This window comes from Brevundimonas sp., from assembly GCF_023259385.1.
In the GTDB taxonomy this organism is placed as follows: domain Bacteria; phylum Pseudomonadota; class Alphaproteobacteria; order Caulobacterales; family Caulobacteraceae; genus Brevundimonas.
The window spans coordinates 1-9,674 of record NZ_JAHFPF010000131.1 but is presented as its reverse complement, the minus strand read 5'-3'; the positions used below and the strand labels follow the sequence as shown (position 1 = coordinate 9,674).

Here is a 9,674-nt window from a genome sequence, read left to right as displayed (position 1 = left end):
GTCGGGCGGGCGCGGCGTGACGTGGACGCGCGACGGCGCGGCGGGCGCCCCTCCCCCCTGACTGCGCACCGGCTGTTCCGGAGGCGGCGGAGGCGGAGGGGGCGGCGGAACCGTCGGGCGGAACAGGATGACGTTCAGCGGCGGCGTAGGCAGGACCAGCGGCCCCGTCGGCCCGCCCCGACCGATGAGAACGGCCACGACCAGATGCGCCGCAAGAATGCTCGCGGCGATGCCGGCGTTGCGGACCCGGCGGTCCTTCAGGATCGGATGTCCCATCTTCACCGGCGTTCTATGCCACATGGCACATGAACGCGCGCTGTCACGGATCGTACGCCTGCTCGGTCAGCAGGCCCCGGATCAGGGCCTGATCAGGCCAGGGCGGCGTCGATGGCGGCGGAGACGGCGGCGATGGAGCCCATGCCGTCGACCTCGGTCAGCAGGCCCTTGTCCGCATAGTAGGGCAGCAGGGGCGCCGTGTTGCGGTTGTAGGCGTCCAGACGGACCTTGAAGCTTTCGGGATTGTCGTCCGGACGGCCCTGGTCGGCGAACCGGGCCGAGACCCGGTCCAGCAGGGCGGCGTCATCGACCTTCAGGCGGATGACGTGGTCGATCTGCTTGCCCAGCTTGGCCAGCATCTCATCCAGGGCCTCGGCCTGGGCCAGGGTGCGGGGGAAGCCGTCGAAGATGGCCCCGCCGGCGTCCTCGGCGGCCTTCAGCTGGGCCTCGATCAGGGCGATGACCACGGCGTCGGGGACCAGGTCGCCACGCGACATGATCGCCTGGCAGGTCTGGCCCAGCTCGGAGCCCGAGGCGATCGCCTCGCGCAGCATGTCGCCGGTCGACAGCTGGATCATGCCGCGGGACTCGACCAGGCGCTTGGCCTGCGTGCCCTTGCCCGCCGCCGGCGGTCCGAACAGGATCAGATTCATCGCCGCCCTCCCCGTGCGATCAGACTTACCGGCGCGCGGGCGCGGTCACGCCCTTGCCCCGGCCGCGCAGCTTGGCCTTCTTGATCAGGCCTTCGTACTGGTGCGCCAGCAGTTGCGACTGGATCTGCGCCACGGTGTCCATGGTCACCGAGACCACGATCAGAACCGAGGTGCCGCCGAAATACAGGCCGTTGCCGAAGTTGGCGACGACGATCTCGGGCAGCAGGCAGACGGCGGTGATGTAGGCCGCGCCGATCACCGTCAGGCGGGTCAGGACGTAGTCCAGATACTCGGCCGTGCGCTTGCCCGGACGGATGCCCGGCAGGAAGCCGCCGTACTTGCGCAGGTTCTCGGCCGTGTCCTCGGGATTGAAGGTGATCGAGGTGTAGAAGAAGCAGAAGAAGACGATCAGGATCGCGTACAGGGCCGAGAACAGCGGCTGGCCGTGCTGCATCTGCGCGGTGACCAGCGGCAGCCAGTCCATCCACGGCGGCAGGTTGGCCGTCGCGGTCAGCGAGGCGACCGTCGTCGGCAGCATCAGCAGCGACGAGGCGAAGATCGGCGGGATCACGCCCGCGGTGTTGACCTTCAGCGGCAGGAACGAGCGCTCGCCCCCAGCCATCCGGTTGCCTTCCTGGCGCTTCGGATACTGGATCAGCAGGCGGCGCTGGGCGCGCTCCATGAAGACGATGAACATCACCACGGCCACGGCCATGGCGGCGATGAAGATCAGGGCGAACGGCGACATCTGGCCTTGCTGGGCCAGGCCGAACAGGCGGGCGATGGTGCCCGGCAGGACGGCCACGATGCCGGCGAAGATGATCAGCGAGATGCCGTTGCCGACGCCGCGCTCGGTGATCTGCTCGCCCAGCCACATCAGGAACATGGTGCCGGCGGTCAGGCAGGTCGTGGTGGTGATGATGAAGAACAGGCCCGGCTCGTCGATCAGGCCGGCCTGGCCGTTCAGCTGGGTGGCGATGCCGAAGGCCTGCGCCAGCGCCAGCACGACCGTCAGATAGCGGGTGTACTGGTTCAGCTGCTTGCGGCCGCTCTCGCCGCCTTCCTTACGCAGCTTTTCCCAGGGCGGGTACACCGCGCCCATCAGCTGCACGATGATCGAGGCCGAGATGTACGGCATCACGTTCAGCGCGAAGACGGCCATGTTCTGCACGGCGCCGCCGGAGAACATGTTGAACATGTCCAGGATGCCGCGGTTGCCGTCCGGATTCTGGAAGAAGGCCAGGAAGGCTTCGTTGTTGATCCCGGGGATCGGCACGTAGCAGCCGATACGGAACACGACCATGGCCAGCACCGTGAAGAGCAGGCGCTTGTGAAGCTCGGTCGCACGCGCGAACGAGCCCATGTTCATGTTTGCTGCGAGTTGTTCGGCGGCCGAAGCCATAGTGTCACCCCGACTGATCAGAACGCGGCGCATCGGACGACGAGTCCGCGCCTGCGTCCAGATAGGAGAAGGGCGCCCTCGTGGCGAGGGCGCCCCCTAGTCTTTTTACTTCGCAGCCGTGCGCTTGGCGCGGGCCGAGACCTTGTTGGCGTCGCCCTTCGGCGCCTTGGGGGCCGGAGCCTTGCCCTTGGCGGCGTTGCGCTTCTCGACGCGGGCGGCGGCCTTGGCTTCAGCGGCGATGCGCTCCTGCACGACCGAACCGCCGGCGGCTTCGATCGCCTTGACGGCGCCGGCCGAGGCCGACCACACGACCAGGTTCAGCTTGGCCTTGATTTCGCCGGTGCCCAGAACGCGGACGCCGTCCTTGACGCGACGGATCACGCCGGCGGCGACCAGGGCGTCGCCCTTGATCTCACCCTTGGCGTCCAGCTTGCCGGCGTCGATGGCGTCTTGCAGGCGCCACAGGTTCACCTCGGCCAGCTTCAGCGCGTTCGGATTGTTGAAGCCGCGCTTGGGCATGCGCATGTAGAGCGGCATCTGGCCGCCTTCGAAGCCGCCGATGGCGACGCCCGAACGCGACTTCTGACCCTTGACGCCGCGACCGGCGGTCTTGCCCTTGCCCGAGCCAGGGCCACGGCCGACGCGCATGCGCTTCTTGTGGGCGCCTTCGTTGTCGCGGATTTCGTTCAGTTTCATGTGCCTGATCCTTTCGGGTTCTAGCGCCCGCTCAGGGAGCGGACTCGGCGTTGATGTCTGTGTCGCGCCCCGGACAGGTCCGGAACGCAAGGAAGGGCGGCCTATAGCCGCCCTTGCCCTGCCGCCGCAAGCGGCGACTTGTCCCGCCCCCGAAAGGGCGGGAGCAGCTTACTTCTCGACCACGACGACCATGTGCGCGACCTTGGCGATCATGCCACGGACGGACGGGGTGTCTTCCAGCGTGGACTCGCGGCCCACGCGGTTCAGGCCCAGGCCCGACAGGGTGGCGCGCTGGTCCGACTTGCGGCGGATCGGCGAACCGGTCTGGCGGATGGTGACGGTGGCTTTGGATTCGGTCTTGGCCATGTCTATCAGCCCTCGATGGCTTCAGGCGACGAGGCGCCGTCGTTGCGGCGGCCCATCAGGTCGGCGACCTTCTTGCCACGCTTCGAAGCGACCTGACGCGGCGACGACTGGACCTTGAGGGCCTCGAACGTCGCACGGATCATGTTGTAGGGGTTCGACGAACCGGTCGACTTGCCCACGACGTCCTGGACGCCGAGGGTTTCGAGCACGGCGCGCATCGGACCGCCCGCGATGACGCCCGTTCCCGGAGGAGCGGCGCGCATCATGATCTTGCCGGCGCCCCAACGGCCGTTGCCGTCGTGGTGCAGGGTGCGGTTCTCGCGCAGCGGAACCTTGATCATGGTCTTCTTGGCTTCTTCGGTCGCCTTGCGGATGGCTTCCGGCACTTCGCGCGCCTTGCCGTGACCGAAGCCGACGCGGCCCTTGCCGTCACCGACGACCATGAGGGCGGCGAAGCTGAAGCGACGGCCGCCTTTCACGGTGGCGGCGACGCGGTTGATGTGCACCAGCTTCTCGACGATGTCCGAGTCCGGACCGTCGACGGCGGGAGCGTTGCGGTTGTCACGACGGTTGCGGTCGTTGCCGCCGCCGCCGCGTTGGGGTTGTTGCGCCATCTGTCGCGTCCCTTAGAAGTTCAGGCCGGCTTCACGCGCGGCTTCCGCCAGCGCCTTCACCCGTCCGTGATAGATGTAACCGCCGCGATCGAAGACGACGTCGGTGACGCCCTTCTCCTTGGCGCGCTCGGCGATCAGCTTGCCGATGGCGGCGGCCGCGGCGACGTCCGAGCCCTTGCTGCCCTTGCCGCCTTCCAGCGACGAGGCGGCGGCCACCGTGACGCCCTGGACGTCGTCGATGATCTGGGCCGAGATGTTCTTGTCCGAACGGGAGACCGACAGGCGCAGGCGACCGTTGGCGACAGCCTTCAGGCGGCGACGGTTGCGCTCCGAGCGGCGCTTGGCTTTTTGTTGAAGAGAGAGAGCCATGACTTACTTCTTCTTGCCTTCCTTGCGCCGGACGGTTTCGCCCTGGTAGCGCACGCCCTTGCCCTTGTAGGGCTCCGGCGGACGAAGCTTGCGGATGACGGCGGCGATCTGGCCGACGGCTTGCTTGTCCGCGCCCGAGATCTTGATCTCGGTCTGCTTCGGAACAGCGAAGCTGACGCCGGCCGGCGGATCGATGTCGACGTCGTGCGAGAAGCCGAGCTGCAGCGACAGCTGGTTGCCCTTCATCGCCGCGCGATAGCCGACGCCGACCAGTTCCAGCGTCTTGTCGAAGCCGGTGGTGACGCCGACGACCATGTTGTCGACCAGCGTGCGCGACAGACCCCACATCGCGCGGGCGCGTTGGGTGTCAGCCCGCGGGGTCAGCGACAGCTCGTCGCCTTCCTGCTTGACTTCGATCTCTTCAGCGACGGTCCAGGTGCGTTCGCCCTTGGGACCCTTCACCGAGACGGTCTGACCGTCGAGGGCGACAGTGACGCCCTTCGGGATCGCGATGGTTTTCTTGCCGATACGGGACATCTTAGTAGACCCTGCAGAGGACTTCGCCGCCGACGTTCGCGTCGCGGGCGGCAGCGTCCGACATGACGCCCTTGGACGTCGAGAGGATCGAAATGCCGAGGCCGTTCTTGATCGGCTTCAGATCGCTGATGGCCGAATAGACGCGACGGCCGGGCTTCGACACGCGGGCGATCTCGGCGATCACCGGCTGGCCGTCGAAGTACTTCAGCTCGATCTCGAACTGCGGGAACTCACCCGGGTTTTGCACCAGGTTGTAGCCGCGGATGTAGCCTTCGTCCTGCAGCACGTCGAGGACGCGCTGGCGCAGGCGGGAAGCCGGGGTCAGCACCTTCGAACGCTTGCGGGTCGCGGCGTTCTTGATGCGGGCGATCATGTCGCTCAGGGGATCGTTGATCATCATGACTTTATGCTCCCCTTACCAGCTCGACTTCGTCAGGCCGGGGATCTGACCCAGGTTGCCCAGCTCACGCAGGGCGATCCGGCTCATCTTCAGCTTGCGATAGTAGGCGCGCGGACGACCCGTCACCTCACAGCGGTTGCGGATGCGGTTCGGCGCGGAATTGCGCGGCAGTTCCGCCAGCTTCAGGCGCGCTTCGAAGCGCTCCTCAAGCGGGAGGGACTCGTTGTTCGCGGTCGCCTTCAGGGCGGCGCGCTTGTCGGCGTACTTCGCGACGAGGGCCTTGACCTTCTCGTTACGGTTTACAGCGGACTTCTTAGCCATTGTCTGTTTCCCTTCCCGCTCAGTTCACGAACGGGAACTTGAACTCGGTGAGGAGAGCCTTGGCTTCCTCATCGGTCTTGGCCGTGGTGCAGACGATGATGTCCATGCCCCACATCTGATCAATCTGGTCGTAGTTGATCTCCGGGAACACGATGTGCTCCTTCAGACCCGTGGCGTAGTTGCCGCGACCGTCGAACGAGGTGCCCTTCAGGCCCCGGAAATCCTTCACGCGCGGCAGCGCGATCGTGATGAACCGGTCCAGGAACTCGTACATCTGGTCGCCGCGCAGGGTGACCTTGCCGCCGACAACCATGCCTTCGCGCAGCTTGAAGCCGGCGATGGAGTTGCGGGCCTTGGTCGGCACGGCCTTCTGACCGGCGATCTGCGTCAGATCCTTGAGGGCGGCGGTCGCCTTCTTGGAGTCGGCCACGGCTTCACCGATGCCCATGTTCAGGACGATCTTGTCCAGCTTGGGGATCTGCATCTCGTTGGTGTAGCCGAACTTGGTCTTCAGCTCGCCGCGGATGCGCGAAACGTACTCGCCCTTGAGGCGCGGAGTGTATTTGGTGTCGGCCATCAGATGACGTCTCCCGTCGTCTTGGCGAAGCGAACCTTCTTGTCGCCTTCAACCTTGAAGCCGACGCGGGTCGCCTTGCCGTTGGCGTCGGCGATCGCGACGTTCGACAGGTGAAGCGACGCTTCCTTGTTCTTGATGCCGCCCTGCGGGTCACCCTGGGTCGGACGCGTGTGGCGCTGAACCATGTTGATGCCCTGAACCAGGACGCGGTTTTCGGTCGGAAGGACCTTGAGGACCTGGCCGGTGCGGCCCTTGTCCTTGCCGGTCAGGACGACGACGTTGTCGCCCTTTTTGATCTTGGCGGCCATGTTACAGGACCTCCGGAGCCAGCGAGATGATCTTCATGTGGTTCTTGGCGCGCAGTTCGCGGGGAACCGGGCCGAAGATCCGCGTGCCGACAGGCTCGTTCTGCTTGTTGACGATGACGGCGGCCGACTTGTCGAAACGGATGACAGAGCCGTCCTTGCGCATGATGTCCTTGGCGGTGCGCACGACGATGGCGCGAACGACGTCGCCCTTCTTCACGCGGCCGCGCGGAATCGCTTCCTTCACCGAGGCGACAATGGTGTCGCCCACCGAGGCGTAGCGGCGCTTGGAGCCGCCCAACACCTTGATGCACATGACCCGGCGAGCGCCCGAATTGTCGGCCACCTCCAGGTTAGTTTGCATCTGGATCATAGGATCCGATCCTTCTCTTTACGAAGCCGAGGCGGCCGAGGCGTCCGACAGGACTTCCCAGCGCTTCAGCTTGGACTTCGGGGCGCACTCGACGATGCGGGCCAGGTCACCGACCTTGAGGGCGTTCGCTTCGTCGTGGGCGTGGTACTTCTTGGAGAGACGGACAGTCTTCTTCAGGACCGGGTGCAGCAGGGTGCGCTCGACCTTGACGATGACAGTCTTGTCGCCCTTGTCAGAGACGACCACGCCTTCGAGAATTCGCTTCGGCATATTCGTTCCTTACGCGTTCACGCGCTTCTCGCGCAGAAGCGTCGAGATGCGGGCGATGTCTTTGCGCACTTCACCAACGCGGTGAGTCTTTTCCATTTGGCCGGTGGCGGCCTGGAAACGCAGGTTGAACTGTTCCTTCTTGAGCTTCAGCAGCTCGTCGGACAGCTGGTCGGCGGTTTGCGACCGGAGATCGGCGATCTTGGCCATCAGGCAGCAGCCTCCACATGGGCGACGCCGGCGTCGAGGCGAGTGACCACCTTGGTGCGGACCGGCAGCTTGGCGGCGCCGAGGCGCAGCGCTTCGCGAGCGATGTCGTCCGGCACGCCGTCGATTTCGAACAGGATACGGCCCGGGTGGCAACGCGCGGCCCAGTGGTCCACGGCGCCCTTGCCCTTGCCCATCCGGACTTCGGCCGGCTTGCCCGTGACGGGCAGGTCGGGGAAGACGCGGATCCAGACGCGGCCCTGACGCTTCATCTGGCGGGTGATCGCGCGGCGAGCCGCCTCGATCTGACGCGCGGTGATGCGTTCCGGCTCGACCGTCTTCAGGCCGTACGAGCCGAAGTTCAGCGAGAAGCCGCCTTTGGCCGAACCGTGGATCCGGCCCTTGAAGGCCTTCCGGTACTTGGTTTTCTTCGGTTGCAGCATGACTTAGTTCTCACGTCCCCGGTCACGGCGCGGACCGCGATCCCCACGGGGACCGCCGCGTTCGCGGCCTTCATTCGACGACGGACCCGAGGCTTCCTGGGCCCAACGCTTGTCCTGGGCCATCGGGTCGTGCTCGAGCACTTCACCCTTAAAGACCCAGACCTTCACGCCGATGATGCCGTACGTCGTCTTGGCTTGGATGAAGCCGTAGTCGATGTCGGCGCGCAGGGTGTGAAGCGGCACGCGACCTTCGCGGTACCATTCCATACGAGCGATTTCAGCGCCGCCGAGGCGGCCCGAAACGTTGATGCGGACGCCCTTGGCGCCGAGGCGCATGGCCGACTGCATCGCCCGCTTCATGGCGCGGCGGAACGCGATACGGCGTTCCAGCTGCTGCGCGATGTTCTCGGCGATCAGCTGCGCGTCGGTTTCCGGCTTGCGGACTTCGACGATGTTCAGGTGAACTTCGCCTTCAGTGCGGGCCGAGATGTCCTTGCGGAGCTTCTCGATGTCGGCGCCCTTCTTGCCGATCACGACACCCGGACGGGCGGCGTAGATCGTCACGCGGCACTTCTTGTGCGGGCGCTCGATGATGATGCGCGACACGCCGGCGGCTTGCAGGCGTTCCTTGAGCCACGTGCGCAGCGCCAGGTCCTGGTGCAGCAGGCGGGCGTAGTTCGCGCCATCGGCGAACCAGCGGCTGTCCCACGTGCGGTTCACGCCGAGGCGGAAACCGAGCGGATTGATTTTCTGACCCATCAGGCGGCCTCGCCGGCTTCACGGACCACGATGGTGATCTCGCTGAACGGTTTCAGGATGCGCGACGAACGACCACGAGCGCGGCTCGCGAAACGCTTCATCACCAGGTTCTTGCCCACGAAGGCCTCGGCGACGACCAGGTTGTCGATGTCGAGGTTGTGGTTGTTCTCGGCGTTCGAGATCGCCGAATACAGGACCTTGCGGACGTCGGTGGCGATGCGCTTACGGCTGAATTCCAGCTCGTTGAGCGCCTTCTGCACCGGCAGGCCGCGGATCGACTGGGCGACCAGGTTCAGCTTTTGCGGGCTGATCCGGACGTTCACCAGCTTGGCGCGGGCTTCCGTGAGGGCGACCCGGCGGGGGTTTTTGGTCTGGGCCATCAGTTACTTCCTTTTGGCCTTCTTGTCCGCCGCGTGACCCGGGAAGTTCCGGGTCGGGGCGAACTCGCCGAACTTCATGCCGACCATCTCTTCAGAGACGATCACCGGCACGTGCTTCTGGCCGTTGTGGACGCCGAACGTCAGACCGACGAACTGCGGCAGGATGGTGGAGCGGCGCGACCAGGTCTTGATCACGTCCTTGCGGCCCGACGTTTGAACGGCGTCGGCCTTCTTGAGCAGATACCCGTCGACAAACGGGCCTTTCCAGGAGGAGCGAGCCATTCTTAGCGAGCCTTCTTAACGTGGCGAGTGCGGATGATGTACTTGTCCGTCGCCTTGTTCTTGCGGGTCCGGGTGCCCTTGGTGTCCTTGCCCCTCGGCGTAACCGGGGTGCGACCACCAGAGGTCCGGCCTTCACCACCACCGTGCGGGTGGTCGATCGGGTTCATGGCCACGCCGCGAACGTGCGGACGCCAGCCCATGTGACGCTTGCGGCCGGCCTTGCCGAGGTTCTGGTTCATGTGGTCGGGGTTCGAAACCGCGCCCACCGTGGCCATGCAGCCGTCCAGGACCATGCGAAGCTCGCCCGAGCCGAGACGGATCTGGGCGTAGCCCTGATCGCGACCGACCAGCTGGGCGTAGGCGCCGGCCGAACGGGCCAGCTGGGCGCCCTTGCCCGGCTTCATTTCGACGTTGTGGATGATCGTGCCGACCGGGATCGAGCGCAGC

General features: G+C 65.7%; 18 protein-coding genes and 2 pseudogenes. All 20 read right to left on the bottom strand.

Annotation, left to right across the window (positions count from 1 at the left end):
* Nucleotides 1-276 (bottom strand): annotated as a pseudogene (locus Q0C81_RS11115) (hypothetical protein); the annotation flags it as partial.
* A gap of 92 nt (nt 277-368) precedes the next feature.
* Entirely contained in the window at nt 369-929 is a 561-nt protein-coding gene (locus Q0C81_RS11110) for an adenylate kinase (RefSeq protein ID WP_291837548.1), read from the bottom strand.
* A gap of 25 nt (nt 930-954) precedes the next feature.
* Complete coding sequence (secY, locus tag Q0C81_RS11105) at nt 955-2,331, bottom strand: preprotein translocase subunit SecY (protein ID WP_291837544.1); 1,377 nt, start codon at nt 2,329-2,331, stop codon at nt 955-957.
* Nucleotides 2,332-2,580: 249 nt separating this feature from the next.
* Nucleotides 2,581-3,027: pseudogene (rplO, locus tag Q0C81_RS11100) on the bottom strand (50S ribosomal protein L15); the annotation flags it as partial.
* A gap of 168 nt (nt 3,028-3,195) precedes the next feature.
* Complete coding sequence (rpmD, locus tag Q0C81_RS11095) at nt 3,196-3,393, bottom strand: 50S ribosomal protein L30 (RefSeq protein WP_291837541.1); 198 nt, start codon at nt 3,391-3,393, stop codon at nt 3,196-3,198.
* Nucleotides 3,394-3,398: 5 nt separating this feature from the next.
* Nucleotides 3,399-4,007 (bottom strand): 30S ribosomal protein S5, encoded by a 609-nt coding sequence (rpsE, locus tag Q0C81_RS11090; RefSeq protein ID WP_291837538.1) that lies wholly within the window; start codon nt 4,005-4,007, stop codon nt 3,399-3,401.
* Nucleotides 4,008-4,019: 12 nt separating this feature from the next.
* The gene (gene rplR, locus Q0C81_RS11085) at nt 4,020-4,376 is read right to left on the bottom strand and encodes a 50S ribosomal protein L18 (RefSeq protein ID WP_291837535.1); all 357 of its coding nucleotides are present in this window, start codon (nt 4,374-4,376) and stop codon (nt 4,020-4,022) included.
* A 3-nt stretch (nt 4,377-4,379) separates the two neighbouring features.
* Nucleotides 4,380-4,913 (bottom strand): 50S ribosomal protein L6, encoded by a 534-nt coding sequence (rplF, locus tag Q0C81_RS11080; protein ID WP_291837532.1) that lies wholly within the window; start codon nt 4,911-4,913, stop codon nt 4,380-4,382.
* A gap of 1 nt (nt 4,914) precedes the next feature.
* Nucleotides 4,915-5,313, bottom strand: coding sequence for a 30S ribosomal protein S8 (gene rpsH / locus Q0C81_RS11075; protein ID WP_141626265.1), 399 nt, complete (start codon nt 5,311-5,313; stop codon nt 4,915-4,917).
* A gap of 15 nt (nt 5,314-5,328) precedes the next feature.
* On the bottom strand, nt 5,329-5,634 hold the full coding sequence (gene rpsN, locus Q0C81_RS11070) for a 30S ribosomal protein S14 (RefSeq protein WP_291837526.1): 306 nt from the start codon (nt 5,632-5,634) through the stop codon (nt 5,329-5,331).
* Between the two features lie 19 nt (nt 5,635-5,653).
* Nucleotides 5,654-6,211: a 50S ribosomal protein L5 gene (gene rplE / locus Q0C81_RS11065; protein ID WP_291837521.1), complete on the bottom strand. Its 558-nt coding sequence runs from the start codon at nt 6,209-6,211 to the stop codon at nt 5,654-5,656.
* A complete protein-coding gene (rplX, locus tag Q0C81_RS11060) occupies nt 6,211-6,519 on the bottom strand; it encodes a 50S ribosomal protein L24 (protein ID WP_291837519.1) in 309 nt (102 codons plus the stop codon). Before rplX ends, rplE begins: the two co-directional genes overlap by 1 nt.
* A 1-nt stretch (nt 6,520) precedes the next feature.
* Nucleotides 6,521-6,889, bottom strand: a complete 369-nt coding sequence (gene rplN / locus Q0C81_RS11055) for a 50S ribosomal protein L14 (RefSeq protein ID WP_055832151.1) — start codon at nt 6,887-6,889, stop codon at nt 6,521-6,523.
* Between the two features lie 18 nt (nt 6,890-6,907).
* A complete protein-coding gene (rpsQ, locus tag Q0C81_RS11050; protein ID WP_141626261.1) occupies nt 6,908-7,159 on the bottom strand; it encodes a 30S ribosomal protein S17 in 252 nt (83 codons plus the stop codon).
* Nucleotides 7,160-7,168: 9 nt separating this feature from the next.
* Entirely contained in the window at nt 7,169-7,366 is a 198-nt protein-coding gene (gene rpmC, locus Q0C81_RS11045; protein ID WP_291837507.1) for a 50S ribosomal protein L29, read from the bottom strand.
* On the bottom strand, nt 7,366-7,806 hold the full coding sequence (gene rplP, locus Q0C81_RS11040; RefSeq protein WP_291837504.1) for a 50S ribosomal protein L16: 441 nt from the start codon (nt 7,804-7,806) through the stop codon (nt 7,366-7,368). Before rplP ends, rpmC begins: the two co-directional genes overlap by 1 nt.
* Before the next feature lie 3 nt (nt 7,807-7,809).
* On the bottom strand, nt 7,810-8,565 hold the full coding sequence (gene rpsC / locus Q0C81_RS11035) for a 30S ribosomal protein S3 (protein ID WP_291837501.1): 756 nt from the start codon (nt 8,563-8,565) through the stop codon (nt 7,810-7,812).
* Entirely contained in the window at nt 8,565-8,945 is a 381-nt protein-coding gene (gene rplV / locus Q0C81_RS11030; RefSeq protein WP_291837498.1) for a 50S ribosomal protein L22, read from the bottom strand. The genes rpsC and rplV overlap by 1 nt, the downstream gene beginning before the upstream one ends.
* Before the next feature lie 3 nt (nt 8,946-8,948).
* Complete coding sequence (gene rpsS, locus Q0C81_RS11025; RefSeq protein ID WP_141626256.1) at nt 8,949-9,227, bottom strand: 30S ribosomal protein S19; 279 nt, start codon at nt 9,225-9,227, stop codon at nt 8,949-8,951.
* Between the two features lie 2 nt (nt 9,228-9,229).
* On the bottom strand, nt 9,230-9,674 hold a 445-nt coding region (rplB, locus tag Q0C81_RS11020; protein ID WP_291837491.1), incomplete at its 5' end, for a 50S ribosomal protein L2.

Excerpts from the sequence above, each read along its gene's own strand:
- Q0C81_RS11110 (WP_291837548.1), bottom strand. The coding sequence starts at position 929 with ATGAATCTGATCCTGTTCGGACCGCCGGCGGCGGGCAAGGGCACGCAG.
- secY (WP_291837544.1), bottom strand. The coding sequence starts at position 2,331 with ATGGCTTCGGCCGCCGAACAACTCGCAGCAAACATGAACATGGGCTCG.
- rpmD (WP_291837541.1), bottom strand. The coding sequence starts at position 3,393 with ATGGCCAAGACCGAATCCAAAGCCACCGTCACCATCCGCCAGACCGGT.
- rpsE (WP_291837538.1), bottom strand. The coding sequence starts at position 4,007 with ATGGCGCAACAACCCCAACGCGGCGGCGGCGGCAACGACCGCAACCGT.
- rplR (WP_291837535.1), bottom strand. The coding sequence starts at position 4,376 with ATGGCTCTCTCTCTTCAACAAAAAGCCAAGCGCCGCTCGGAGCGCAAC.
- rplF (WP_291837532.1), bottom strand. The coding sequence starts at position 4,913 with ATGTCCCGTATCGGCAAGAAAACCATCGCGATCCCGAAGGGCGTCACT.
- rpsH (WP_141626265.1), bottom strand. The coding sequence starts at position 5,313 with ATGATGATCAACGATCCCCTGAGCGACATGATCGCCCGCATCAAGAAC.
- rpsN (WP_291837526.1), bottom strand. The coding sequence starts at position 5,634 with ATGGCTAAGAAGTCCGCTGTAAACCGTAACGAGAAGGTCAAGGCCCTC.
- rplE (WP_291837521.1), bottom strand. The coding sequence starts at position 6,211 with ATGGCCGACACCAAATACACTCCGCGCCTCAAGGGCGAGTACGTTTCG.
- rplX (WP_291837519.1), bottom strand. The coding sequence starts at position 6,519 with ATGGCCGCCAAGATCAAAAAGGGCGACAACGTCGTCGTCCTGACCGGC.
- rplN (WP_055832151.1), bottom strand. The coding sequence starts at position 6,889 with ATGATCCAGATGCAAACTAACCTGGAGGTGGCCGACAATTCGGGCGCT.
- rpsQ (WP_141626261.1), bottom strand. The coding sequence starts at position 7,159 with ATGCCGAAGCGAATTCTCGAAGGCGTGGTCGTCTCTGACAAGGGCGAC.
- rpmC (WP_291837507.1), bottom strand. The coding sequence starts at position 7,366 with ATGGCCAAGATCGCCGATCTCCGGTCGCAAACCGCCGACCAGCTGTCC.
- rplP (WP_291837504.1), bottom strand. The coding sequence starts at position 7,806 with ATGCTGCAACCGAAGAAAACCAAGTACCGGAAGGCCTTCAAGGGCCGG.
- rpsC (WP_291837501.1), bottom strand. The coding sequence starts at position 8,565 with ATGGGTCAGAAAATCAATCCGCTCGGTTTCCGCCTCGGCGTGAACCGC.
- rplV (WP_291837498.1), bottom strand. The coding sequence starts at position 8,945 with ATGGCCCAGACCAAAAACCCCCGCCGGGTCGCCCTCACGGAAGCCCGC.
- rpsS (WP_141626256.1), bottom strand. The coding sequence starts at position 9,227 with ATGGCTCGCTCCTCCTGGAAAGGCCCGTTTGTCGACGGGTATCTGCTC.